The 24,666-nt window shown below is 66.9% G+C and carries 28 protein-coding genes and 1 pseudogene; 23 read left to right on the top strand and 6 right to left on the bottom strand.

Annotation, left to right across the window (positions count from 1 at the left end):
• Positions 1-210 precede the first annotated feature (210 nt).
• A complete protein-coding gene (locus VNM24_07635) occupies positions 211-1,677 on the top strand; it encodes an ammonium transporter (GenBank protein ID HWQ38469.1) in 1,467 nt (488 codons plus the stop codon).
• A 203-nt stretch (positions 1,678-1,880) separates the two neighbouring features.
• Here VNM24_07635 and VNM24_07630 read toward each other — a convergent pair.
• A pseudogene (locus VNM24_07630) lies at positions 1,881-2,402 on the bottom strand (NUDIX hydrolase).
• On the opposite strand from VNM24_07630, the gene VNM24_07625 reads away from it, so the two are divergent.
• Together VNM24_07625 and arfB are read left to right on the top strand one after the other, a co-directional pair.
• Positions 2,401-2,583: a hypothetical protein gene (locus VNM24_07625; protein ID HWQ38468.1), complete on the top strand. Its 183-nt coding sequence runs from the start codon at positions 2,401-2,403 to the stop codon at positions 2,581-2,583. The pseudogene VNM24_07630 and the gene VNM24_07625 sit on opposite strands and share 2 nt — an antisense overlap.
• Before the next feature lie 5 nt (positions 2,584-2,588).
• Positions 2,589-3,005, top strand: coding sequence for an alternative ribosome rescue aminoacyl-tRNA hydrolase ArfB (gene arfB / locus VNM24_07620; protein HWQ38467.1), 417 nt, complete (start codon positions 2,589-2,591; stop codon positions 3,003-3,005).
• Between the two features lie 128 nt (positions 3,006-3,133).
• On the opposite strand, the gene corA is transcribed toward arfB, so the two are convergent.
• On the bottom strand, positions 3,134-4,201 hold the full coding sequence (gene corA, locus VNM24_07615; protein HWQ38466.1) for a magnesium/cobalt transporter CorA: 1,068 nt from the start codon (positions 4,199-4,201) through the stop codon (positions 3,134-3,136).
• A 29-nt stretch (positions 4,202-4,230) separates the two neighbouring features.
• Positions 4,231-4,701, bottom strand: coding sequence for a MarR family transcriptional regulator (locus tag VNM24_07610; GenBank protein ID HWQ38465.1), 471 nt, complete (start codon positions 4,699-4,701; stop codon positions 4,231-4,233).
• Positions 4,702-4,767: 66 nt separating this feature from the next.
• On the opposite strand from VNM24_07610, the gene VNM24_07605 reads away from it, so the two are divergent.
• The 18 genes from VNM24_07605 (at position 4,768) to VNM24_07520 (ending at position 20,830) form a co-directional block, all read left to right on the top strand.
• A complete protein-coding gene (locus VNM24_07605) occupies positions 4,768-5,817 on the top strand; it encodes a 2Fe-2S iron-sulfur cluster-binding protein (GenBank protein ID HWQ38464.1) in 1,050 nt (349 codons plus the stop codon).
• Positions 5,814-6,731, top strand: coding sequence for an SDR family NAD(P)-dependent oxidoreductase (locus VNM24_07600; protein HWQ38463.1), 918 nt, complete (start codon positions 5,814-5,816; stop codon positions 6,729-6,731). The genes VNM24_07605 and VNM24_07600 overlap by 4 nt, the downstream gene beginning before the upstream one ends.
• An 8-nt stretch (positions 6,732-6,739) precedes the next feature.
• Positions 6,740-7,444: a Phenylacetic acid catabolic protein gene (locus VNM24_07595; GenBank protein HWQ38462.1), complete on the top strand. Its 705-nt coding sequence runs from the start codon at positions 6,740-6,742 to the stop codon at positions 7,442-7,444.
• Positions 7,445-7,631: 187 nt separating this feature from the next.
• Entirely contained in the window at positions 7,632-8,672 is a 1,041-nt protein-coding gene (gene gtdA, locus VNM24_07590) for a gentisate 1,2-dioxygenase (protein HWQ38461.1), read from the top strand.
• A gap of 2 nt (positions 8,673-8,674) precedes the next feature.
• Positions 8,675-9,181 (top strand): hypothetical protein, encoded by a 507-nt coding sequence (locus tag VNM24_07585; GenBank protein HWQ38460.1) that lies wholly within the window; start codon positions 8,675-8,677, stop codon positions 9,179-9,181.
• Positions 9,182-9,189: 8 nt separating this feature from the next.
• Positions 9,190-9,885: a fumarylacetoacetate hydrolase family protein gene (locus tag VNM24_07580; GenBank protein HWQ38459.1), complete on the top strand. Its 696-nt coding sequence runs from the start codon at positions 9,190-9,192 to the stop codon at positions 9,883-9,885.
• 7 nt (positions 9,886-9,892) lie between these two features.
• The gene (locus VNM24_07575; GenBank protein HWQ38458.1) at positions 9,893-10,795 is read left to right on the top strand and encodes a 3-keto-5-aminohexanoate cleavage protein; all 903 of its coding nucleotides are present in this window, start codon (positions 9,893-9,895) and stop codon (positions 10,793-10,795) included.
• A gap of 34 nt (positions 10,796-10,829) precedes the next feature.
• Positions 10,830-11,810, top strand: coding sequence for a 4-hydroxythreonine-4-phosphate dehydrogenase PdxA (gene pdxA, locus VNM24_07570; GenBank protein ID HWQ38457.1), 981 nt, complete (start codon positions 10,830-10,832; stop codon positions 11,808-11,810).
• A 192-nt stretch (positions 11,811-12,002) separates the two neighbouring features.
• Complete coding sequence (locus tag VNM24_07565) at positions 12,003-13,205, top strand: four-carbon acid sugar kinase family protein (protein HWQ38456.1); 1,203 nt, start codon at positions 12,003-12,005, stop codon at positions 13,203-13,205.
• On the top strand, positions 13,202-14,071 hold the full coding sequence (locus tag VNM24_07560) for a glycine betaine ABC transporter substrate-binding protein (GenBank protein ID HWQ38455.1): 870 nt from the start codon (positions 13,202-13,204) through the stop codon (positions 14,069-14,071). Before VNM24_07565 ends, VNM24_07560 begins: the two co-directional genes overlap by 4 nt.
• Positions 14,072-14,144: 73 nt before the next feature.
• Positions 14,145-15,533, top strand: a complete 1,389-nt coding sequence (locus VNM24_07555) for a CoA-binding protein (protein HWQ38454.1) — start codon at positions 14,145-14,147, stop codon at positions 15,531-15,533.
• 24 nt (positions 15,534-15,557) lie between these two features.
• On the top strand, positions 15,558-16,196 hold the full coding sequence (gene maiA / locus VNM24_07550; GenBank protein ID HWQ38453.1) for a maleylacetoacetate isomerase: 639 nt from the start codon (positions 15,558-15,560) through the stop codon (positions 16,194-16,196).
• An 89-nt stretch (positions 16,197-16,285) separates the two neighbouring features.
• Positions 16,286-16,633 carry a hypothetical protein gene (locus tag VNM24_07545; protein ID HWQ38452.1) on the top strand — a complete coding sequence of 116 codons (348 nt, stop codon included), beginning with the start codon at positions 16,286-16,288 and terminating at the stop codon, positions 16,631-16,633.
• Positions 16,630-17,460: a hypothetical protein gene (locus VNM24_07540; GenBank protein HWQ38451.1), complete on the top strand. Its 831-nt coding sequence runs from the start codon at positions 16,630-16,632 to the stop codon at positions 17,458-17,460. Before VNM24_07545 ends, VNM24_07540 begins: the two co-directional genes overlap by 4 nt.
• A gap of 177 nt (positions 17,461-17,637) precedes the next feature.
• Positions 17,638-18,183, top strand: a complete 546-nt coding sequence (locus VNM24_07535; GenBank protein ID HWQ38450.1) for a hypothetical protein — start codon at positions 17,638-17,640, stop codon at positions 18,181-18,183.
• Between the two features lie 439 nt (positions 18,184-18,622).
• Positions 18,623-18,898, top strand: coding sequence for a cupin domain-containing protein (locus VNM24_07530; GenBank protein ID HWQ38449.1), 276 nt, complete (start codon positions 18,623-18,625; stop codon positions 18,896-18,898).
• Between the two features lie 116 nt (positions 18,899-19,014).
• Positions 19,015-20,055 carry an MBL fold metallo-hydrolase gene (locus VNM24_07525; protein ID HWQ38448.1) on the top strand — a complete coding sequence of 347 codons (1,041 nt, stop codon included), beginning with the start codon at positions 19,015-19,017 and terminating at the stop codon, positions 20,053-20,055.
• Positions 20,056-20,230: 175 nt separating this feature from the next.
• Positions 20,231-20,830, top strand: a complete 600-nt coding sequence (locus tag VNM24_07520; GenBank protein HWQ38447.1) for a pyridoxamine 5'-phosphate oxidase family protein — start codon at positions 20,231-20,233, stop codon at positions 20,828-20,830.
• Between the two features lie 26 nt (positions 20,831-20,856).
• Here VNM24_07520 and VNM24_07515 read toward each other — a convergent pair whose 3' ends face one another.
• Positions 20,857-21,834, bottom strand: a complete 978-nt coding sequence (locus VNM24_07515) for a TAXI family TRAP transporter solute-binding subunit (protein ID HWQ38446.1) — start codon at positions 21,832-21,834, stop codon at positions 20,857-20,859.
• Positions 21,835-22,272: 438 nt separating this feature from the next.
• Between VNM24_07515 and VNM24_07510 the strand changes: the two genes are divergently transcribed.
• Positions 22,273-22,476, top strand: a complete 204-nt coding sequence (locus VNM24_07510) for a GDCCVxC domain-containing (seleno)protein (protein ID HWQ38445.1) — start codon at positions 22,273-22,275, stop codon at positions 22,474-22,476.
• A gap of 11 nt (positions 22,477-22,487) precedes the next feature.
• Positions 22,488-23,354, top strand: a complete 867-nt coding sequence (locus VNM24_07505; protein HWQ38444.1) for an aldo/keto reductase — start codon at positions 22,488-22,490, stop codon at positions 23,352-23,354.
• A gap of 16 nt (positions 23,355-23,370) precedes the next feature.
• Here the strand turns inward: VNM24_07505 and VNM24_07500 are convergent, their stop codons facing one another.
• Together VNM24_07500 and VNM24_07495 are read right to left on the bottom strand one after the other, a co-directional pair.
• Positions 23,371-23,973, bottom strand: coding sequence for a hypothetical protein (locus VNM24_07500; protein HWQ38443.1), 603 nt, complete (start codon positions 23,971-23,973; stop codon positions 23,371-23,373).
• Positions 23,974-23,976: 3 nt separating this feature from the next.
• Positions 23,977-24,516 carry a Wss1p-related putative metallopeptidase gene (locus VNM24_07495; protein ID HWQ38442.1) on the bottom strand — a complete coding sequence of 180 codons (540 nt, stop codon included), beginning with the start codon at positions 24,514-24,516 and terminating at the stop codon, positions 23,977-23,979.
• Positions 24,517-24,666: the final 150 nt, after the last annotated feature.

Raw genomic sequence — 24,666 nt, 5'->3', positions numbered from 1 at the left:
AGGCTCGCGAACCGTTCCCATCGCGCCGGAACAGGGGCGGAGTCGACGCACGAAAGCAGTGCGCGGTTTCGAGCGCATGCCTCACAATAGAGCGCGCGAGTGTCTGGCAGAAAGCAAAACGTCATATAAAACAAGTATATGACATTTCGGAACGGCAATTGCTTTGCGCCGTTGGATTTGGACGCTCAAAAAAGATCGCTGGGAGGAATCATGAAAAAGCTCAAGACGCCGTCGGAGGTATTGTTCATCCCGCTGGGCGCGATCACGGCTCCGGCAATGCGCGCGCAATCCGCCTGCGTGAAAGTCGGCGCCGCGCGCGAGAACAAGCGCAGCGACGCTTTGCTTCAGTGCCTTTCCGCTGTCAAGAGGTGTCGCTGCACTTTTCCGCTTCTAGCCCTTCTTCTGCTGTTGCCGCTCGCGTTTCACTCGCCGCTCGCAGGGGCGGCCGAGCCCGCCGAAATCGATGCGGCCAATACCGCCTGGATGCTCACCTCATCGGTGCTGGTCCTCTTCATGACGCTGCCGGGCCTGGCGCTGTTCTACGCCGGGCTGGTGCGCTCGAGCAACGTGCTCTCGGTGCTCATGCAGTGTTTCTCGATCGCCTGCGTGGTGTCGATCGCCTGGGTTGCGGTGGCCTACAGCATGGCCTTCGGGGATGGGGGTGCCGCCAACGCGTGGTACGGCGGTTTCGCCAAGTCCTTCCTGGCCGGCGTGGAAGTCAAGACGGTCAAGGGCAGCATTCCGGAGACCGTGTTCGCGATGTTCCAGCTCACGTTCGCCATCATCACCCCTGCGCTGGTGATTGGCGCCTATGCGGAGCGCGTGAAATTCTCCGGGATGCTGCTGTTCAGCCTGCTGTGGCTGCTGCTCGTCTACGTCCCGGTCGCGCACTGGGTGTGGGGCGGCGGCTGGCTGCAGCAGATGGGCGTCATGGACTTCGCGGGCGGCACGGTCGTTCACCTGAACGCGGGCGTGGCCGCGCTGGTGTGCGCGCTGGTGCTTGGAAGGCGCAAGGGCTTTCCGGAAACCCCCATGCCGCCGCACAACCTGACCATGTCCGTCACCGGCGCGTGCATGCTGTGGGTGGGGTGGTTCGGGTTCAACGCCGGTAGTGCGCTCGCGGCCGACGGCGCCGCCGGCATGGCGATGCTGGTCACGCATATCGGCGCGGCCACCGGGTCGCTCGCGTGGATGTTCTGCGAGTGGGCGCGCTACGGCAAACCCTCGGTGCTCGGCATCGTGACCGGGATGGTCGCGGGGCTCGGCACGATCACCCCTGCGTCGGGTTTCGTCGGACCGCTCGGCGCGCTCGCGATCGGAGCCGCCGCGGGCGTGGCTTGCTTCTTCGCGACCAACTTCATGAAGCGTTCGCTGGGGGTGGACGATTCCCTGGACGTGTTCCCGGTGCACGGCGTGGGCGGGCTTCTGGGCACCCTTCTGACCGGCGTGTTCGCGGCCTCCGCCCTCGGCGGCGTGGGTTACCCGGAGAACGTGGCGATGGGCACTCAGGTGCTGGTGCAGCTCATCGGCGTGGCGGCGACCGCCGCGTGGTCCGGAGTGGTCACCTGGATCCTGCTCAAGGTGAGCGATGCGATCACGGGACTGCGTGTGCAGCCGGACGAGGAGACCGAGGGGCTCGACCACGTGCTGCACAACGAGAAGGGCTACAACCTCTGACGGCGCACGCGGATCTTTCGACCTACGGCGCTCCGGTGAAGCGCAGACTGCGGTGAGCGGAGGCAACGTCACCGCCCACCTTCCGCTCCGCGCGCGGAGCCAGCACTGTCACCGGCGGCCGGGGCCTCCTGGGGGTCGTCTGCCTGCGTGCCGCCAGGCCAGAGGGCGGGGGCAAGAGGGCCGCGGACCGCCTTCATCGGCTCGATCGTTCCCATGTGGAAGCGGAATTCGCCGCGCCGCCGATCCGCGAAGTAATGGGTCAGCGTGTTGCGCACGCTGGCGAAGGCGATCTCGTTCCACGGGAGTTCTTGTTCCCGGAACAGGCGTACGTCGAGCGTTTCCGCGCCCGGACTGAAATTCAGGTCCGCCAGACGGGCGCGGAACAGGATGTAGACCTGGTTGATGTGGGGGATGTTGTAGAGCGCATAGAGCCCCACGATGTCCACGCGCGCGTTGGCCTCTTCCAGCGTCTCGCGCTGTGCGCCCTGCGCGGTCGTCTCTCCGTTCTCCATGAATCCGGCGGGCACCGTCCACAACCCGTAGCGGGGTTCGATCGCGCGCCGGCACAGCAGGATGCGGTCCTCCCACTCCGGGATGCAACCGACCACCATTTTCGGGTTCTGATAGTGAATCGCGCCGCAGCGCTCGCAGACAAAACGCGGCAGAGTGTCTCCGGGGGGGATGCGCTGCACGACTGGCGCGCCACAGTTGCTGCAGAAGTTCATGGACGGCTTTCCGGCGCCCGATTATACGACCCGCGGATCCGCGCGCACGGCACGCTGCGGGCGGCGACGCGGAGTCGAATTCTTTGCCCGCGCCGAGCTGATTGCGGCCGGTACGGTGCTGCGCGGCTCGGCCCGCTACGAAGGGTTTGCGCTAAAGTTCGAGCTGCAGCGGCGAGAGTGAGGCCCTTGAAGAAGCCAGACCGCTTTCTCCTCGACGAGGGCGACCTGCAATGGCAGTTCGTCCGCGCTTCCGGACCCGGGGGACAGAACGTCAACAAGGTGGCCACCGCGGTCGAGCTGCGGGTGGACGTCGTGCATGCGCGCTCGATCCCTCAGCACCTGAAGGAGAGGCTGCGGCGGATCGCCGGCAGGCGCATCAACGCGCAGGGCGTCCTGGTGATCCAGGCACAGCGTTTCCGTTCGCAGGCACGCAACCGGCAGGATGCGCTCGAGCGCCTTCACGCGCTCCTGGAACAGGCAGCGAGGCGGCCGAAGCCGCGGATTGCGACCGCGCCCACACCCGCTTCGCGCGAGAAACGCCTGGAGCAAAAGCGGCGGCGCTCGGCCGCAAAGCGCCTCCGGGGGAAGATCGGTGACCAGTGACGGGCGACGAGCAACGCGCGTCAGGCCAACAGGGAAGGCGCACGCAGAGCCGCAGGCGGACTTGGCGCGTCGTTGGGCGGCTCGCGTCTAGCCGCTGCTCACGCCTCGCGCCTTCGTATCATCGTTTCTCACAGCCATCTCTTCCACCTGAAGATCGCGACCATGACCACGGTGGTCAGCGCCATGAGGCCGAGCGACCATTCGAAACCGTGCGGCCACTCCAACTGGGGGAAGTTCCTGAAGTTCATCCCGAAGACGCCGGTGATGAAGGTCAGCGGCATGAAGATGGTGGAGAACAGGGCCAACACTTTCATTACGCTGCCGGTACGGGTGCTGACCGTCGTCCAGTAGGAGTCCATCATGCCGCCCAACAGGTCGCGGAACGCATCGATGCTGTCGGTGACCCGCACGACATGATCGTACAGATCGCGCCAGAAGGGTGCGGTGCTCTCGCCGAGCAGTGGCGATTCCAGCCTCTGGATCTCCGAGACGACGTCGCGCAGCGGCCCGGCCGCCTTGCGCAGAAAGATCAGCTCGCGCTTCAAGTGGAAAATCTGCTGCTCGGTCCCGGGCCTTGGGTTGGTGAGGACGATCTCCTCGAGACGTTCGATCTTTTCACCCAGCTTGTCGAGCACGAGGAAATAGTTGTCGACGATGACGTCGAGCAGCGTGTAAGCGAGATAGTCTGCCTTGAGCTTGCGAATGCGGCCCAGTGCGTTGCGAATGCGGTTGCGGATCGGGTCGAAGAAGTCTCCTGGACGCTCCTGGAAGGAGATGACGTAGTTGGGTCCGACCACCAGAGAAAGCTGTTCGATGACCACTTCCTGGCGCAGCGCGTCGTACTCCAGCATCTTCGCGACAATGAACAGGTAGTCGCCGAAGTCTTCGATCTTGGGGCGCTGATCGGTGTTGAGGATGTCTTCGAGCATCAGCGCGTGGAAATCCATCACCCGCCCGAAAGCTTCCAGCGCTCCGGGCTGGGCAATTTCGTCGACGTTGATCCAGGTGACCGTATTGCGGTCCTTGAAGGGCAGGCAGTCCTCTACCCGCTCGAGCGCCTTCTCGACCACCCGGTTCTCGTCGTAGGCGAGCATGGTCATGCGAGTGGTCTGCTGCGCGGCGGCGGGGTAGACCAGCGTGCCGGGCGGCAGGCCCAGCTTCTTGCCCCGGGAACGGAACAGCTTCTTCCTGGCCATGATTGAAGCTCCTTTCTCGAGCGGCGAACCTAGCGCCGGTCCGGCAGGATGCGGCCCAGAAGGCGCACGAGTTCGCGCTGTTCGCGGACGGAAAGATTCCGGCCGACCCGCTGCTCGTGCTGCTGGACCTTGCGCTTGAGTTTGCGCAGCAGCGCAGCGCCTGCAGCGGTGAGGAATACGCCGTTGCTGCGCAGGTCGGCAGCGCGCCGCTCGACCAGGCCTCGGGCTTCCAGCTTGTCGATCACCGGTACCAGCGACGAACGGTCCAGGTGGGCGGCTTCCGCGAGCCGCCGCTGATTCAGTCCCGGATTGGCTTCGATGATGACCAGCACGCCGAAGAGCCCCGGCGAGATTCCCTCGGCGCCGACCGTTGCGGCGAAGTCGGCGAAGATCGCGCGCTGCGCGAGGCGCACCTGGTATCCGATCAGGCCGGGCAGAAGACCCAGATCGGCCGGCACGGCGCGGCGCCGCCGCGCGCGGCCGGATTGTTTGACATCCAACAGTTTGCCTCCCATACTCCGGCCGCATCCTAGAACATCCCCTGGCCGGCTTCCAGTCGCCGCGCGATGAGCTTCACGGTCACCGTTGCCGATCTCGATCAGTCGGCGCCCGCCGAGCCGGGCGATACCGTGCTTTCCGCGCTGCTCAACCACGGCATCGGCTTCGCATACAGCTGTCAGGCCGGCAACTGCGGGACGTGCAAGTGCGAGCTGATCTCGGGCGACATTCTGGAGCTGGAGTATTCGGAGCATGCGCTCTCCAGCGCCGAGCGGCTGCGCAACATCGTGCTGGCCTGCCGGGCGCAGGTGTGGAGCGACGTGGTCGTGCGCCGGCTGGACGCGGAGGACTTCGTGGTGCACCCCTCGCGCGTCCTGCGCTGCCGGGTAAAGGAAATCGTCCCCGCCACGCACGATGTGCTGCGCCTGCGGCTCGAGATCCTGGCCGGCGGACCGTTCACGTTTTCGGCCGGCCAGTTCGCGCGGCTGGAATTCGCCGTGGCTCGCGGCAACGAACGCGACTATTCGATGGCCAGCATGCCGGGCGATGAGATTCTGGAGTTTCATATCCGCGTCATGCCCCAGGGCGTGGTCAGCAAGCGCGTGGCGCAGCAGCTCAGGCCGGGAGACGAGGTCCGCGTCTGCGGTCCCTTGGGCACCGCCTACCTGCGCGCACAGCATCCGGGTCCGATCCTCGCGGTGGCCGGCGGCACCGGATTGGCGCCCATCCGTTCCATCCTGGCTGCCGCGCTCGCCGGTGGCGCCACACAGCCCGTCCTCCTTTACTTCGGCGTGCGCGCCGAGCGTGACGTGTACTGCGAGGACGAACTGGCGCAATGGCAGGCTCGTCATCCGAACTTCAAGGCGCACGTCGTCCTTTCCGAACCCGACGGTTCTGCGGCTGGCGGACCGCTTGCGCGCAGGACCGGCCTGGTGACCGATGCGCTGGCCGACGACTTCGCCGATCTCGCGGGCTTCAGCGTCTATGTCGCCGGACCGCCGCCGATGGTGGACGCCGTGCTCGCGCTCGCGCAGGCGCGCGGCGCGCGCCTGCGCGACGTCCATGCCGATGCGTTCTATCCGGCAGCCGCCGAACCCAAACTGCGGGGCGTGGCATGAGGCTGCTGGAGGGCCGGGTGGCGATCGTGACCGGCGGCGCGCGCGGGATCGGGCGCGCGATCGTGGAAGAGTTCCTGCGCGAGGGCGCGCGGGTGGTTCTGGCCGACAACGGCGCCTCGATTTCCGGGGAAACGACCGAGGAAGCAGCGGTGGAGTCGGTCGCGGCTGCGCTCGGGGCGGTCGCCTTCACCGAGGACGTCGCCGCGCCCGGCGCGGCGCAACGGCTGACGCGGCTCGCGCTCGAGCGCTTCGGCGCGCTCGACATCGTCGTCAACAACGCCGCGATCCTGCGCGATGCCTTCATCTTCAAGGCGCGCCGTGAGGACTTCGAGCGCGTCATCGCCGTCAATCTGACCGCGCCGTTTGCGCTGCTCGCCGCGGCGACCCCGGCGATGCGCGAGCAGGCAAAGCAGGGGCGGGCACCGGGGCGCATCGTCAACATCGTGTCCAGCGCGGGCCTGATCGGCAACTTCGGCCAGTCGGCCTATGCGGCGTCCAAGGCCGGTTTGTTCGGGCTCACCCGCGTGGTGGCGATGGACATGGCGCGCTCGAAGGTCGCCTGCAACGCCATCGCGCCGTTCGCCGCGACGCGCGTGACCGAGTCGATCCAGCCGGCGAACGAAGAGCAGGCCCGGTACAAGTCGCGCGCGCTGCGCGTTCCAGCCGGGCACGTGGCGCGAGTCGTGGCGTTTCTGGCTTCCAACGCGCACGAGGTGAGCGGCCAGCTCTTCGGGGTGCGCGCGCGGGAGCTGTTTGTGTTCTCGCAGCCGCGCCCGGCGGCGCGGGCCGAAGTCGCCGACGCGAATCCCTGGGATGGCCGCGTGCTCGGGCGTATCATCGAGCGAGACTTGGCGCGGGCGTTCGCGGACCTCAGAACCGATCTGGAACTGTTCAACACCGAACCTCTGATTTGAGGACGAGCATGACTGCAACCGCGGCGAAGATCGAAGTCAAGACGGCGGCCGAGCTGAAACAGGCCCCGGAGGAATACCGCACGGCCGTCGAGAAGATCGTGATCAGCCATGCCGTGAACGAGCTGTACGGCGCGCAGGTCTTCGATGAGCCCGCGATCGCGCTGGCGCCCACGCCTTACGCCAAGTGGCTCACCTGTCGCGTGGCGATGGAGGAGTACCATCATCACGTACGCTTCAAGGCGCTCGCGGACGAGATCGGGGTCGCCCCGGAGCGCATGGATCCGAGGAACAAGAAGCCGTTGTCGATTTTTCAGTTCGAGCTGCGCACCTGGCCGGAGTTCTGCGTGATCAAGCTGATCGCGGACTATGCCGAGATCCTGCAGGTGGAGGACCTGTTGCACTGCTCTTTCCATCCGCTGCGCAATCTGGCGCGCATCACCATGCCGGAGGAGAAGTTCCACGCCAAGTTCGGCAAAGACTTCTGCGCCGAGCTGTGCCAGACCGAGGAAGGCCGCAGGGCGGTACAGGACGGCATCAACCGCTATTTCCCGATCACCCCGGCGTTCTTCGGGGCGAGCCGCTCGAAGAACAACGAGATCTATCTGAAATGGGGGCTGAAGAACCGCACCAACGACGAGATGCGCGCCGATTTCCTGAGCCGCGTCACCGAACTCGTCGAGGGCGACCTGGGCTTGAGGCTGCCGAAGGTCTGATTCGAACCGCGGAGGGCGCGCGGGAAGGGCAAAAGCGAGAAACGGGCTGAATGCAAACCGCAGGCCACTGGCCTTGAGCCTTCGGCACGGGCCTCCTCAGAAACGTCTGGCGCTCGTTGTTTCGCGGTTTTCCTCCGTGGTTCATTGCGCTCGCATCGGGTATTGATTCAGCGGTAAGGAGGGCGGCATGGGACAGGCGATGAAGGATTCACGGGCCGAGCGCGAAGCGTTCTACCGCCGCATCGGCGAGAAGCACATCACGCCGTTGTGGGAGCTGATGAGCGCACTGGTGCCGAAGGAGCCGCAGTCGCCGTGCGTCCCGGCGCTCTGGAGTTACGAGGAAGTGCGCCCGTGGCTCATGGAGTCCGGCCGGCTGATCAGCGCGAAAGAAGCCGTGCGGCGCGTGCTGGTGCTGGAGAATCCCGGGCTTCCTGGCCAGTCCTCGATCACCCACACCCTGTATGCGGGCTGGCAGTTGATCCTGCCGGGCGAAGTGGCGCCGAGCCACCGGCACACGCAGACCGCGCTGCGCCTGATCGTCGAGGGCGAGGGCGCTTACACCGCCGTGGACGGCGAGCGCGTGACGATGCGCCGCGGCGACTTCATCATCACGCCCTCCTGGACCTGGCACGACCACGGCAATCCCGCCGACGAGCCGGTGGTCTGGCTCGACGGGCTGGACATCCCGCTGGTGCGCTTCCTGGACGCCGGGTTCTCGGAAGACTATCCGCGCGAAGCGCAGGAGGTGGTGCGGCCGGAAGGCGACGCGCGGCTGCGCTACGGCAACAACCTGCTGCCGGTCGAGTACCGGCCGCGCGGCGCAGCCTCTCCCGTCTTCGCCTATCCCTATGAGCGTTCCCGCGAAAGCCTGGAGCAGTTGGCGCGCGGGGACGCGCCGCATCCGGCGCACGGCTACAAGATGGAATTCATCAATCCCGTCAGCGGAGGACCGGCGCTGCCGACGATGTCGGCATTCATCCAGTTGCTGCCCGCCGGATTCGCCGGCCGGCCTTACCGCGGCACCGACGGCACCGTGTTCTCCGTGATCGATGGCAGCGGGCAGGTGAGCATAGCCGGCCGCATCTTTTCTTTCCGGGCACGCGACGTGTTCGTGGTGCCGTCGTGGTGCGCGTGCACGCTCGCAGCCCGTGAACAGAGCGTGCTCTTCTCGTTCTCGGACCGTCCGGTGCAGAAGGCGCTCGGCCTGTGGCGCGAGCAGTGCTCATAGCGGTGGCCGACCGGGCCCGCTGGTTTTGCCGTCTCGGCACAACCCTCACCGGGGAAGACCATCGCGCGGCCCGGGCCTATCTTGTTGCGCTCGGCCAGCCGGAGCTCGAAGTGCGCCTTGCCGCCGACGCGGCGAGCGCCGAGGCGATCATGCGCGATCCCGGCTGGGACACGCGCTGGTGGGTGCGTGAAGAGGCCGAGCGCAAGCGCCTGACCGGGCGGGTGTCGCGCACCCACGGGCTGCGGGCCACGCTGGAGGCGTTGAGCGCCGCCACCGAGGGGCACACCGAGAACAGTTTCCGCCAGGCGATGGCGGCTCCGGCTCTCGCGCCGGGTGGCGAGGCGCTGGCGCGGGCCGCCGCGGGCGCGCTGCTGATGGCTTTGCACGGTCAGGCGCTCGCCCGCCTCGGCGGCTGCGAGGAATCGCACCTCTTTATGCGAAAATACGCGCTCTTTTCGCTCGGCCGCTGGCCGCTCGGCGTCGCCGGCGGCGCTCTGCATCTCTTCTAGAAAAAGAAATGACCACCGTTGCCTTGCTGTTCGAACCGCAACCCCGCCCCACCGTTCCGGTCATGGGCGAGCGCAGCCAGTTCCCGGTGCATCGCATTTATTGCGTAGGCCGCAATTACGCCGCGCACGCGCGCGAAATGGGCAAGGATCCCGAGCGCGAACCGCCGTTCTTCTTTCTCAAGCCGGCCGATGCCATCGTGCCGGGCGGGGGCAAGGTGCCCTATCCGCCCGGCACCAGCAATCTGCATCACGAGATCGAGCTGGTGGTTGCGATCGGCAAAGGCGGGCGGGACATCGAGGCCGATCGCGCGCTGGATCACGTGTTCGGTTACGCGGTCGGACTGGACATGACGCGACGCGACCTGCAGCTTGCCGCCCGCGACATGGGCCGGCCTTGGGATTTCGGCAAAGCCTTCGACGAGTCCGCGCCCGTCACGGAGATCTACCCTGCGGCCCGCCATGGTCATTTTTCCAAGGGCCGCATCACGCTCGAAGTGAACGGCAAACTGCGCCAGGAGGGAGATCTCGCCGACCTGATCTGGAGCGTGCCGGAGACGATCGCTTTCCTTTCGCGCTACTACCTTATCCAGCCGGGCGACCTGATCTTCACCGGCACTCCGGCCGGGGTCGGAGCGGTAGTGCGTGGCGACCGGCTGACCGGCAGGATCGAGGGGCTGGCGGAATTGCAGGTCGAGATCGTCTGACGCGGCCATGAACGAATCGAGTGGCAAAACCTGGCTGGAAGTCGCATTGAACGGGCCGTGGACGCGCAGCCGCCAGCCCGGTATTCCAATTGCGGTCAAGGACATCGTCGAGCAGGGCATCGCCTGTGTGAAGGCCGGTGCCGCGATCGTTCACCTGCACGCTTACGAGGAAGCGACTGGCCGCCAGACCGAGGATCCCGAGGTCTACGCGCGGCTGATCGAGGGGATCCGCAGCAAGGTCGACGCCATCGTCTACCCCACGGTCCCCGGCGCGGGGCTGGGCACAGGCCCCGGCGCACGCAGCCCGCGCGAGCGCTTCGCCCACATCGAGGAACTGGCCCGCCGCGGGCTGCTCGAGTTCGCCGTGGTCGATCCGGGATCCACCAACATCGCGCACTACGACGAGCTGCGGGAAGACAAGCCCGGCTTCGTGTATCTGAACGCCGAAGAAGACATCCGCTACGGATTGAAGCTCGCGATGCGCCACCGGTTTCATCCGGCCTGCGCGATCTACGAACCGGGCTTCCTGCGCCTTGGCGCTGCGTTGCGCTGGCGCGAGAGCACGCCGAACCCGGTGTACCGGTTCATGTTCTCGCGCGGCTTCACTTTCGGTTTCCCGCCGGAAGACTACGGCCTGACCGCTTATCTGAAGCTGCTCGACCAGGTGGCGCCCGGCGCGCAGTGGATGGTGGGTGGACTGGACGTCGACATCACTCCGATGATCCCGCGCACGGTCATGGAAGGTGGGCACGTGCGCGTGGGGCTGGAGGACGCGCCGTTCGGTTCGGACAGAAGCAACGTGCAATGGGTCGAGGAGGCGGCGCGGATCATCACGAACTGCGGGTCCGAACTTGCCAGCGCGGCCGAGGTCCGCATCGCGATCAGCCCCGAAGAGCACGAGCCGGCGTGATCTCCTCAGTGACTTTTGCTCGGACGCTCGGCAGATGACCGCGAGAATCGGAATCACGATGGGCGATCCCTCCGGAATCGGGCCCGAAATCATCGTCGCCACGCTGGCGGAAATGCCGCCGGAGACACGCGCGGTGTCGGCCGTGATCGGCAACATCGATGTGCTGCGGCGCGCGGACAAGCTGCTGGGCAGCGGGCTCAAGCTGGTCGCAGGCCTGGACGCCCGGCCGGGCGAGGTGCCGGTCGTTCACGTCGCGACCAAGGATCAGGACAGGATCCGCGACGGCGAAGCGACCGCCGCCGGCGGCGAAGCGGCCTACCGCTACGTCGAAAAAGCGGTCGAGCTGGCGCTGGCGAGGCGCATCGGCGTGATCGTCACGGCGCCGCTCAACAAGGCGGCGATGCACGCGGCGGGACATCACTTCGACGGTCATACGGAGCTGCTTGCCCATCTGACCGGCGCGAAGGAGTCGTTCATGCTGCTCGCGGGAGACCAGCTCAACGCGATTCACGTCACCACCCACACCTCGCTCAAGGCCGCCGCGGAGAGGCCCACCATGGAACGGGTGCTGGCCACGATCCGCGCGGGAGACCGGCATTTCAAGGAGCTGGGCTACGCCCGGCCGCGCATCGCGGTGGCCGGCTTGAACCCGCACTGCGGCGAGGGAGGAATCTTCGGCCGCGAGGAGATCGAGCGCATCGAGCCGGCGGTCGAGGCGGCGCGCAAGGAGGGCATCGACGTCAAGGGCCCGATCTCGGGCGACACCGTGTTCTACCGGGCGTTGAAGGGAGAGTTCGATCTGGTTGTCGCCCAGTACCACGACCAGGGCCACATTCCGACCAAGCTGGTCGCCTTCGATACGACGGTCAACGTCACGCTCGGGCTGCCGATCCGGCGCACCTCGGTCGATCACGGCACGGCGTTCGACATCGCGTGGAAAGGCAAGGCGAGCAACGTCAACATGAAGGCGGCGATCGCCTATGCGCGGATGATGGCCGACCGCGTCGCGCACTGAGCGATCGAGTCCGAAATACGAAGGCGAGAAGCAATCCGGGGGTGGCGGTTGCGCATCGTGCGAGAAGGGGTGCGAGGGCCTGCAGTTCCCCGGTCGAGCATCGCCGTTTCGCTGCGGTGTGCTTCCGGTACGGAAGTTCTTCTGGTTCTTCGTGTTCTGCTCTTTGGTCTCACGGAGTTTCGGTGAGTTGAAATGTCCGACGGGCTTCGCGTTCTGATCGTCGCCGACGACCTGACAGGGGCGATGGATACCGCCGGTCCGTTCGCGCAGCGCGGCCTGAAGACCAGCGTGGTGCCGCAACCGCTGGCTTGCGATCCGGCTTCGCTTGCCACGTCCCAGGTGATATCGCTCGACACCGGTTCACGCCATCTGCCGCCGGCCGAGGCCGCAAAGCGCGTGGCGCAATGCGTGAGCCGCTTCGGCACGCAGTCCTTCGATATCGTGTTCAAGAAGATCGACTCCACGCTGCGCGGCAACGTGGTCGCCGAGACGCTCGGACTGATGCGCGCCTGCGGGCGCGATGCGGCGCTGGTGGCGCCGGCTTTCCCGGCGCAGGGGCGCACCGTTCGCGAAGGCATGGTCTATGTCAACGGAGTGCCGCTGCCGGAAACCGGCTTTGCGCGCGACGCCTTGTCGCCGGCCTTGCGGCGCCCGCTCACCGAAGTGTTCGGCGAGGCGGTGGGGACGACGAAGGTCGGCATCTGGTCGCCGACCGTGAAGAAGGGCGCGGTCGGGCGCTCGATCGTGATCGCCGACGGCGAGAGCGATGCCGACCTGCGCGCGGTGCTGGAGACGGCAAAGCCGCAATTCGGCCGCATGCTGCTGGTCGGCTCGGCGGGCCTGGGCAACGCGCTGGCCCGCAGCCTGGAAGCGGGCAAAGCGACCCGGCCCGAACTCAATGTCAGCGGCCCTGTCGTATTCGTGGTCGGCTCGCGCGCGGTGCAAAGTCACGAGCAGGTCGAGCGCCTGCGCGCGCTGGCGGGCACCGTGGTGATCGAAGCGCCGAACGGGATGGTGCCAGAGCAGGTGCAGACCGGCGCTGCGCTGCAGATCGTCATCCTGGCGGTGCCCGGCGCGGCGCGCGCTCGCGCGGATGCCGACAAGGTGGCCGACGATCTGGCCGCGGGGGCGCTGCGTATCGTGCGAAGCACGCGCAGCCAGGGGCTGGTCGCCACCGGCGGAGACACCGCCATCGCGCTGCTGCTGCGCTCGGGCTGCATCGCCCTGGAAGTGCTGGGCGACCTGATGCCCGGCCTGCCTTACGCCCGGCTGAACCTGGACGGCAAGCCGCTCTGGCTGGTGACCAAGGCGGGCGGCTTCGGCGGGCGCGACACGCTCTACGAGATCGCGCTGAGGTTGCGCGGCGGTCCTCATTCGGTGGAGACCTCGCGATGAGACCTGGAAGAAATCTGTTGGTCGCGGCCGTGTTGTTGCTTGCTGTGGCGAGCGCGCGGGCGCAGGACAAGGTGGTGCTCGGCCAGATCGGCATCTCCTTCTATGCCGTGACCGGGCAAGTGGTCCAGGCGGTCCTCGAACGGCTCGGTCATACGGTGGAACTCAGAACCGGCAGCCACGCGCAGATCTTTCCCGAGCTGGGCAAGGGCGGCGTCGACCTGCTGGTCGCGGCCTGGCTGCCAAGCGCGCACGCGGTGTACTGGGAGCAGCACGGCAAAGAGGCGGTCGAGCTGGCGACGTTGTACCGCGGCGCGCGCCTGTTCTGGGCCGTTCCCGCCTATGTTCCCGAAGAGGAAGTGGCCAGCGTCGAAGACCTCAAGAAGCCGCAGGTGGCCGAGCGCATGGTCAAGACGATCCGCGGCACCGGTCCGGATTCCGGGCTGATGATCGGTTCGCGCCGGATCATGCAGGCCTACGAGCTGGAGGCGGCCGGCTACGAACTGCTGCCCGGCAAGCACGAGGAGTGGCATGCCTACTTCGAGGACAACTACAAGCACAAGCGCTGGTTCGTGATGCCGTATTTCCGTCCCAATTACCTCAACCGCATGGCCGACATGCGCATGCTGAACGAACCGTTCGAGCTGCTGGGTGGGGAAAACAACGGCGTGCTGGTCGCCCACCGCAACTTCATCGACCGCGTGCGGGCGCGCACCGTGGCGACGCTGAGAAGAATCAGTCTCGATCTGGAAGCGGTGGCTGAAATGGACTATGGCGTGCGCATCGAAGGCAAGAGCCCGCGGGAGGCTGCGCGCGAATGGATGGCCCGCAACGCCTCGCGCGTCGAGGCGTGGTTTGCGGATCGATGACCCAGAAGTAGTAGACGCCGAAACGAAGCACCATGGCACCATTGGCCCCGGGGCTGCGTGGTGAAAGCCTGCGATGAGTGATCTGCGACCGTTCCTCAACCCCGAGAGTGTGGCCATCGTCGGCGCGGGCGAGCGCCCCACGAGCTCCGGCGGAGCGGTGCTGGCCAATCTCAAACGCTCTGGATACCGGGGTGCGATCTATCCGGTCAACCCGAAGGGCGGCGAGATCCAGGGATTGCCTGCGTACTCCTCGCTGGCAGCGCTGCCGGCGCCCGCGGAACTGGTCGCCGTTCTGGTGCGGCCGGAGTCCATTGTGGACGTCGTGCGCGAAGCCGCGCAGACCGGCCATCGCAATGTGCTGATCCTTCCCGGAGGGTTTGCCGAAGCCGGCGAGCCGGGCCGGGAACGCGATCGGCGGCTGCGGGAGCTGGCGCGGCAGCACGGTCTGCGGATCGGCGGCCCGAATTGCGCCGGCAACATCAATCTGCTCGACAAGGCCGCGCCGTTTGCGGTGACCTTCTTCCGCGATCTGCCGCGCGGCGGCGGCGTGGCCTTCGTGTCGCAATCCGGGGCGCTCATCGAGGAAGCGATCGCGTCCAGCCATTCGCTCAACATGGCGCTGGGTGCGGTAGTCTCGGTGGGCAACAGTTTCGATTTCGGGATAACCGAGTACCTGGCCGAATTCGGGCGCGATCCGCGCTGCAGCGCGGTCCTGGTGTACCTGGAGTCTTTCGCAGACGCCGCGCGGTTTGCGCGCGTGGCACGTGAAGTCACCACCAGGAAACCCGTCGTCGCGCTGATCGGCGGGCGCACCGCGCCGGGCCGCGAGGCGGCGTTGCGCCATACGGGTTCGCGTCCCGCAGACGACGAGACGGTCGAGGGGTTCTGCCGCCAGGCCGGCGTGGTGCGCGTGAAGAGCCTGCGGCGCCTGCTGCTCGCCGGGAAAGCTTTCGGGGCCTACCCGCAGGGCATCGGCAAGCGCGTTCTGCTGCTTTCCAATTCCGGCGGCCCGGGCGTGCTCGCGGCCGATCAGGCCGTCGAGGAAGGGTTGTTGCTGCCACAGCTTCCCGAGGCGATGGCGCAGCGGCTGCGCGCCCAGCTTCCGCCGGAAGCCACCGTGGCCAATCCACTCGACCTCCTGGCCGACGCGCGCGAGGAGCGCTTCGGCCTGACGCTGAGCGTCGCGCTGGAGCAGGGCGCCAGGCACTTCGACGCCATCCTGATGATTCATGTCGTGCCGTTCATGGTGGACGCCGAGCCGGTGGTCGCGGAACTTGCCCGGCTGGCGAAGTCCACCAGGGTCCCGCTGATGCACTCGATGATGGGAACGCTGCAGGACAAGGCGCGCTGGTTCGCGCAGATGGAAGCGGCCGGCGTGCCGATGTTCGACGACTCGGAGGAAATGTGTGTCGCCGCCGCGCTGCTGGCGCGCCATCGGGAACTCAACGCGCGCTCGAACTGACGGGGCGAGCGGGAAGGAGACGGGATGAGGCTCTACGGCTACTTCAGAAGCTCGGCGTCCTATCGGGTGCGCATCGCCTTGAACCTCAAGGGGCTGACCTGCGAGCAGATCAGCGTGCACCTGGCCAAGGGTCGGCAGTACGAGCCGCAGTTCGCCGCCATCAGCCCGCAGAACCTGGTGCCGGTGCTCGAACACGAGGGGCGGCTGCTCTATCAGTCGCTGGCCATCTGCGAATTCCTGGACGAGACCTGTCCCGATCCACCGCTGCTGCCGAAAGAGCCTTTCGAGCGCGCCCGCGTGCGCTCGCTCGCGTTGCTGATCGCCGCCGAGATTCATCCGCTCAACAACGTGCGCGTGCTGAACTATCTCACCAGGACACTGCAAGTGAGCGACGCACAGCGGCAAGCCTGGTATGCGCACTGGGTCGTCACCGGTTTTAGCGCCCTGGAGAAGCGCCTCGCAACCGAGAAGGCGACCGGGCGTTTCTGCCACGGCGACCAGCCGGGGCTCGCCGACATCGCGCTGGTTCCTCAGGTCGCCAACGCCAACCGGTTCAAGGTGGACCTCGGCGCCTTTCCGACCATCCGCCGCATCAACGACGAATGCCTGAAACTGGAGGCGTTTCGCAAGGCGATGCCGGAGAATCAGCCGGATGCGGAGTGAGTCAGACATGAGGCGGAAAGCGACAGGCGCCGGTCGATTTCGCTGCGCCCGCTTCGCGGTGAGTGCCCTTTAATCGGAGGGTGCCGAGAATGCCGATCGAAGCGCTGGCAAAGCCGGTCATCGATGCGCTGATGCGTGCGCTGGGGCAGGCGCGCGAGGCGCGCCTGCGGCGCAACGCGCGCCGGGCGCTGTCCGAAGCGATCAGCGAGTTGATCCTTGCCAATCCGGACGTGGACAAGGCCCGGGCGAAGATCGCCGTGGCGAAGGCGGCGGGCATCATCGACGGCGAGCTGTTTACCGCTGAACGCATGCTGAAGAAGGTGAAGAAAGCCAACAAGCGCAAACGGCGGGCGACCGGCAAGGCGCCAGCGGCCAGGATGCGGAAAAGGCGCGCGCCACGCGCTCGCAAGGGCAGCCAGCGGACAAGGCGCCGATGAGCGCGTCGGGCGTTTCCAGAAGGCAGTGGCTGCGGTCCGCGTTCGGCCTGGCCGCAGCGGCAGCCTTGCCTGCCGCGGGCGCGCCGGGCGAGCGCCTGTCCTTCGCGAATCCGGAAGGCGGCTATCGCTTCCTGCCGGGCAATCCCGTGTTCGCCGCCGGCGCGGTGGCCGAGCCCGGCCATGCGTTCGTGCGAGCCTGGCTGCGGAGATGGCTTCCGCTGGAGGCGGGGTTCGATGCCATTCGCCGCCACCTGCTGGCGGAGGATCGTCCGCTGCGCGCGCTGGCCGGCATCGAGTTGCGCATGCCGCGGCAGCTTTCCCAGGAGGAGTTCGCGGAATTCAACCACCCGTATGTGGAGCGCCTGAGGGATTGGGATCTGCTGATCGAGGGGTTCAATCCGGTCTCGCGCACCAACGTCGTGCCGGCGGCTTTCGAGCCCGAGGCACCGAGCCTGCACGCGTTCTGCTACAGCGTTCCGCTTGCGGGCGCCGCGCGCGGTTTCGTCATGTCGGGCATGACCGAAGCCGGTCCGTCCGGTGTCGTCGCTGGCGGGGACGTGAGCGGGGAGGGAATGCGCCGCAAGCTGACCCAGGTGCTCACCCTGGTCACGCGCCGGCTGGAAGAACTGGGAGTCGGCTGGGCCGATGCGACGCATATCGACATCTACTCGGCGCACGATTTCGGCAACGCGCTGGGCGTGCTGATGGAGCCGGCGCTCGGTGCGGCCCTGCGCCGCGGCATCCGTCACCACCATGGCCGTCCTCCGGTGGTCGGGCTGGAGGTCGAGCTCGAGGCGCGTGCGCTGGCACGGGAGATCATGCTGTGAGCATTGAGCGCTCGCGCGCCCGGCCGGGGATGCGCGTCGAGCGCGGTTCCTCGCCGCTGGGACTTGACCTACAATCGCAGCGTTCGAGCCTTTGACGCACCTCAACGCCTTCGCGCTGCCTTTCCGGAGACGGTCGTTCGCCGAGGCGGCTCCCCGGCAACCTACAAGGAAACCTTGATGAATCAGACCATTAAGCGGCTGCTTGTGGCGGTCTTGGGCATCGCATCGGTGCTGTCGGCGAGCGCAGCCCTGGCCGAAGGCGCGAGCAACGCACGCGAGCGTTTTTTTCTGAAGCGCCAGAACTGCCACTGGACCGACGAGATGGGCCGGTACATCTACGAGTGCATCAAGGCCAATCACGGCTTCAACGCGCACTGGTGTCACAACGAGGCGCTGGACGTGTTCTGCACTCCCGATGATTCGCTCGCCGCGCCGGCGGCGAAGGAAAAGGAAGAGGCGAAACGGGTTGCCGACAGCGGCCAGACCGCCCCCGACAACGAGGAGGCGAAGAAGCGCGCCGCCCGTCAGGGCGAGGAAAACCTGCGCGGCACGATGGAGCGCGAGCGCACGATGCTCAAGTACAAGGACTGCAAGTGGACGGACGAAATGGGCAAGTTCGTCTATGAGTGCGTCAAGCGCAACAACGGCTTCGGCACCCACTGGTGCTACGACGAAGCGCTGCAGACCATGTGCCCGCAGCCCGCGCCCGAGCCGAAAACCTGAGAGAGCCGCTCGCCGCAGGGGAGGCGAAGGGCGCAGAAGAAAGCCGGCGAGCGAGACACGAAGGCACGAAGAAGAACGAGCGCCGACAGGAACCGGCCTGCACGCTGCAGCGAACCGCGACGCAGGGAGCCCGGACCGTTGAGACCATGCTCGCGTGCGTGGCATCGAGTCTCGCGAGGCGTACTGGCATTCCGCGAAACAACATCTTCATCAATCACCGGCAGGCGCGTTCCGGTATGGTCTTCGATGCCGGCTCGGTGGAACACTGGTAGACATGAGCATCGCCGCCAGCCCTCGCGGCGGACGCGCCGCGCGCGGTGCGCCGCTCACGGCCGGCGTGTCCTCGCTCATGCTCCTTTGGTGGCTCATGCGCGCCCGCAGGCACTGTCCCCGACGCCACGCTGCTAACATATCGCCGGACGTCAAAGGGAGGATCGCCATGAATGCCGCCGAATTCGAATCGACGCTGCGGGCCGAGGGTTTCGACGAGATCGTCGACAAGGAACTGCCCGCGGAGTACCGGGCGGCAGAGCATGCCCATCCCTTCGACGTGCGTGCGCTGGTGCTGTCGGGAGAGATCACGCTCACGGTCGAGGGCAGGGCGCGCGCCTACCGCGAAGGCGAAGTGTTCGTCATGCCGGCCGGCTGCAGGCACGAGGAGCGGGTCGGATCGGCGGGTGTACGCTACGTAGCCGGCCGCCGCCACCTGAAGTAACCGGCCGGCGGAAGTTCAGCCCGGTGCCACCGCGAGACGGCAAGCCGGGCTTGCCACAATGATTCCAGGAAGGATCCCCAACCTGTTGCGGCGCCCGAGCCGTGGAGGAGGGAACGATGATCTTCGAGCAGATCGCAACCGGCGGCTGCCAGTCCTATCTCATCGGCTGCCCGGAGAGTTGCGTGGCCGCGCTGATCGACCCGGAAATCAGCCAGATCGACCACTACCTGGCGCTTGCCGCCCGCGACGCGCTGCGCATCCGTTACGTGATCGACACCCACACCCACGCCGACCATTTTTCCGCTACGCGTGAGCTCGCGCGGCAGTTGAACGTGCCGGTCGTCATGCATCAGGCGAGTCCGGCGCCTTTTGTCGACATGCGCCTGGGCGACGGCGAGATGGTGGTGCTGGGCAAGCTGCGCCTGCATGTCATGCATACGCCCGGCCATACGCGCGATTCGATGTGCCTGCGGGTGGAGGACCGGCTGTTCACCGGCGATACGTTGCTGATCGGTGGCACAGGCCGCACCGACCTGCCGAGCGGGGATCCCGAAGCACTCCACGACAGTCTGTTCAACGGCATTCTGCGGCTCGATCCCGCGCTGAAAGTCTTCCCCGCGCACGACTACAAGGGGGCCGGGCACTCGACCATCGGCCAGGAGCTCGCCGCGAATCCGCGTCTGCAGCAACGCGACCGTGCCGCGTTCGTCGAGATGATGCGCAACCTCAACCTCACCATGCCCACGCACATCACGGAGGCGCTGCGCACTAACATGAGCGGCGGCAAGACCATCGCCCAGCTCCTGGCCGAGGCGGCCGCGGCGGTGCCGTTCATGTCGCTGGCGGAACTGAAAGCGCGCATCGAGGCGGGTTCCGATGATCTCATCGTGCTCGACGTGCGCGAGCGCGACGCGTACGAGAGCGGACACATTCCGGGATCGCGGCTGTTGCCGCGCGGTCAACTGGAGCTGCGCGTCAACCAGGATCTGCCCGATCCCACGCGGCGCATCCTGACTTACTGCGACTTCGGCAAGATTTCTACGCTTGCTGCCGCAACCTTGCGCGCGATGGGGTTCCAGCACGCGGTCGCACTCGACGGCGGGATGAAGGCCTGGCGCGAAGCCGGCTATCCGGTCAGGACCGGCGCTCAGCCCTGACGTCGGCCTACGCCTTCGCCCGCTCCCCCCGCAGCGGCGAGGGGCGCTTCCTGCATCGCGGCATGCGCCCTGCATCATGCAGGCGGTCGGGCCGGGACTACGCTGCAACGCGTATGGCGGCTGCGGCGGCCGCCAGCTAATCTTGAGACAGCAGTGTCTACCGCGGGAGGAAGTCATGGCTGACATTCCGATGTATCACGAGGGATCGCGCCGGCTGCAGGATCGCTATTCCACCCGCAGGCTGGCCGACCGGCTGGTGGAGGTGCTTGCGCGCGACGCCTTTACCGACGAAGACCGGGCCTTCATCGAAAGCCGGCCGCTCTTCTTCCTGGCCACGGCGGATGCGCAAGGGCGGCCCGAGTGCTCGTACAAAGGCGGCAAGCCGGGATTCGTGCGGGTGGTCGACCACCACACCCTGGTTTTCCCCAGCTACGACGGCAACGGCATGTTCAAGAGCTTGGGTAACGTGCTCGTCAATCCGGCCGTGGGCCTGCTTTTCATCGACTTCGAAAGCCCGCGCCGGTTGCGGGTGAACGGACGGGCCACCGTCAGCGGCGAGGATGCGCTGTTGCCGGAGTTCGCCGGCGCGCAACTGGTCGTGAGGGTCCGCGCCGAGGCCATCTTTCCCAACTGCCCGCGCTATATCCACCGCATGCAGATCGTGGAGGAATCGGTCTATACGCCCTGCGCGGGCTACGTCCCCCCGATTCCGGCGTGGAAGCAGCGGCCGGTGTTTCGCGAAGTGCTACCGCCCGACGACCCTGCCGCGCGGTAGTGCGGCAGGATCGTTGCCCGGCGGCCTCAGCGCGTCAGGCCGACCTCCCTGAGATAGCGCGCCGTCCCAGAGTGAAGCCGCGCGAGCGGCACGGCGACCAGCGTGGCGGCGGGCGTGGTGGCTTCTGCTTGCGCGAGACGCTCGCCCAACGCCGGCTGCGAGCGGTGCAATGCCCGGACGAAACGGTAGACCACTTCTTCCGGCAGATCCGGCCGGGCGAGGATCAGGCTCCAGGTGCCGATTGTGGCAATGTCGCGATCCTGGCCACGATACGAGCCGGCGGGAAGCGTCATGGGTTTGAGGAACGGGTGCCGGGCGCGGATCCGCGCAATCTCCTCCGCGGTCGGGGCGATGAAGCGCGCGCCTTTCGGGGCGTCGGCGATCTGCTGGAACGGCGGCCAGCCGCTGCCGCCTCCCCACATCGCAGCGGCTTCGCCGTTCAGCACCATCGGCGGGCCGTCCTTCGCGCTCTGCAGCAGCACCGCGTCGAAGTCCTTTGCCAGGTCGAGGCGAAGGCCATCCAGCACGTAGCGCGCCGCCAGCACGAACCCGGAGCCGGCCGCGCCGAACACCACGCGCTGCCCTCTCAGATCCCCGATCGTCCGGTGCGGAGAATCGGCGCGCACCGCGAACAGCGCCGGCGTGGGGTACATTGCCGCCACCACGGAGAGCCGCGCGGGCGTGCGTCCGATGCCGCTCAGCGCCTCGTGCGCCGCCGTGCCCTCGACCAGTCCGAGATCGATCGCGCCGGACTCGAGCAAGGGGATGTTCTCTTGGCTACCCGCGGTGCTTCGCAGCCGGATCGCAAGCGATGAGTCGATCGTGCTCAGGGTTTCGACGAGCGCCTCGCCGTAGGCGGTGAATCCGCCTCCGGGTGTTGCGGTGCCGAGGACCAGCACGACCGGCTCTGCGCCCTGAGCCCTGTCAAGGCCGCCTGGCGCGAGGGCGAACAGGCTGCATAGCGCCATCGCCTCGAGCGCGCGAACCCCGATCCGCAAAATCATTCCGTGTAGCTCGTCCGCGTGCCGGCTCGGGTCTCGCCCGCACGCTTCGAATGCCGGGCCTTCGGTCCGTTTCATCGCAGTCCGTTCCTGATTCCCGTATGAGTGGTTGCGGCGCGCAGCGCCTCGGCGTGTTTTCGGAAAAGGTCCTGTTTCCCGCCCGCCGGCGGCCGTGCTTGCCGGATGCGACTCGGTTTTCCCGGGCGGAAGACCTCGAACCATGTTCCAGTTCCAGCGCGACTTCAAGGACATTTTCTGCGCGGCGCGCAGCGTCGAGCAATCGCGCGCTCCATCCTGCGCTGCAGCGTTTCGACGCCTGACTGGCGGAGAACAGGAGCCCCATCCCGCTGGATTGACTGACGGCCGGTCGACCCGGCCGGTTTTGCATACAATCGGGACGGAATCTCTCCGGAAACCGCGACTTGCGTGAGCGCTTCGCCGATGTTGCGATCCACCCTCGTCTGCCCGCGGTGCGGCCTTGCCAGCGAGGAGCAGATGCCGCTCGACGCCTGCGTCGTAGTCTTCGAGTGCCCGGGTTGTCACGGGCTGCTGCGGCCAAAAGCCGGTGACTGTTGCGTGTTCTGCTCCTACGGTTCGGCGAGATGCCCGCCCGTGCAGCAGGCGGCCTGCTGCGGCGAGGGCTGAAGCTCCAGACGATGCCGCGCAAGCTGCAAAGCCCATCCAGAGCCGTGCCTCGGATCGCGCTGCCCGGAGGAGAAACCATACCGGTCCTGGGGCAGGGTACCTGGTTCATGGGCGAAGACCGCGCCAGACGCCGCGATGAGATCGCGGCGCTGCGGCTGGGCGTCGAACTCGGCCTGACGCTGATCGATACCGCGGAAATGTACGGCGATGGCCGTTGCGAGACCCTGGTCGGCGAAGCGATCGCCGGCCTGCGTGACCAGGTGTTCCTGGTTAGCAAGGTGCTGCCGTCCAACGCCAGCCGCAAAGGCGTTGTCCGTGCCTGCGATGCGAGTCTCGAGCGCCTGAAGACCGATCGGCTCGATCTGTATCTCTTGCACTGGTCGTCGAGCCATCCGCTGGAAGAGACGGTGCGCGGCTTCGAGGACCTGCTTGCCGCCGGCAAGATCCGTCACTGGGGCGTGAGCAACCTCGACGTCGATGAGATGGAAGAGCTCCTGGCCGTACCTGGCGGCAAGGCCTGCGTGGTCGACCAGGTTCTGTACAACCTCACGCGGCGCGGCATCGAATACGACCTGCTGCCGTGGTGCCGCAGGCGCCGCATCCCCATCATGGCCTACTCGCCGATCGAGCAGGGCCGTGTGCTCGACAACCGCACTTTAAGGCGCGTGGCCGAGCGGCACGGCGCGACGCCCGCGCAGGTTGCGCTGGCATGGGTGCTGCGCGAGGCGGGCGTGGTGGCGATTCCGAAGGCAGGGACGTTAGATCACCTGCGCGAGAATCGCGGCGCGCTCGACGTGCGCCTGACCCGGCAGGATTTCGCCGAACTCGACGCGGCGTTTCCGCCGCCGAGCAGGCGCCGCCCCCTCGAGATGCTGTGATCCCGCAAGAGGATTTCTAGGCGCGGTAGATCAGCGTGTGGATATCGGCGGGCTTGGGCATCGAAGCCGTCGAAAATCTGAGGTAGCGAATGCCGGACTCGCGCAGGAACGCGGCCTTGGCGGAGTCGGGCTGGGCGCCGCCACCGATCACATCGACTGCGGCGATCATCGCGAACTTCGGGTCGCAGACCAGCAGGTCGACCTTGCCTTGCGCTGTGCCGCGTCCGAGATCGGAAAGCCTGACGTTGGGAAAGACGTGGTGATCACGCAAGGCGGCGCGCAGCGTCAGATAGGCGAGCTTGACTTCCGGCCGCAGCAGCGCGGCGGCGGGCGGCTCGCTCGCGGCTGACGGCGGCGCGCGGGGCACTGGCGCAGCGGCCGCAACGACGCTCTTCTGGCCACCTGTGCCAGCACCCCGCACATCGGCCACGCTGACCTTGCCGCTGCGGTAGGCTGCGATGAAGGCCTCCAGCTCTGCGGCCGCGTCGGTACGTCCGGTCTTCTTCGAGAGCTGGGCGAGCGGACCTTCTTCGCCGCGGACTCTGCGGTAAAGCCAGTACCAGCCGAAGATCACCGCGGCGAGCAGGACGACGCCGAGAAACCCCATAAACATGCTCATGGTTCAATCCCCCTGGCGCTGCGATCCCGCGGGGCTTCGCCCGCCCGGCGCGTCCGGCACGAGCTGCCGGAACAGGCTCGACTCGCGATTGTAGAAGCCTTCGGTATGGAAGGTCTCCGGAAAATGGAAATGCTCGTAGTCGAGATGATGGCAAATTTCATGCAGCAGCGTGCGCAGGAAGCTGCGATAGGCCACCACGCGCTTGTGCTTCGCGGTGCGCATCCATAGTTGGATCTTGGCCGGCTTCCCCCCTTCCTCGGGCAGGTAGAGACCGTGCAGCTCTCCCCTGTCGTTCGAGGGACGCACGGCCAGCACCTGCACGCGCAGTCCTGGTGCCTTGAGCTGATTGGTGATGCCGTCGGCGATGCGCTGCGAGAGCGCCTCCACGATGCGGGGCTGTTCGCTCCTGAGCGCCGCTTCGATCTGCGCCGCGGCCGGCCTCAGCGGCTCGGGATCCGGCAACCGCAGGAAGGTGATCGCGTCGCTCTGGCGGTAGACGCTCTGGCGCGCGGGGGAAAGCCGTTTGTAGTAGTCGAAGACCATTGCGCTAGGCGCGAGTTGCGATATGCGAGGCGCGAGGCGCTCGACCACAACGGCACTCCGATGCGGTTGGCGCAGGCAATGGCCGGCGCTCGGCCGTGAGCCCGTCCGTCAGTGCGGCCGCAGGCCGCGAGCCGATTCCCCGCATGCCGT

This window comes from Burkholderiales bacterium (assembly GCA_035560005.1).
Lineage (GTDB): Bacteria > Pseudomonadota > Gammaproteobacteria > Burkholderiales > Eutrophovitaceae > DASRFY01.
This window is presented reverse-complemented; position numbering and strand designations above follow the sequence as displayed.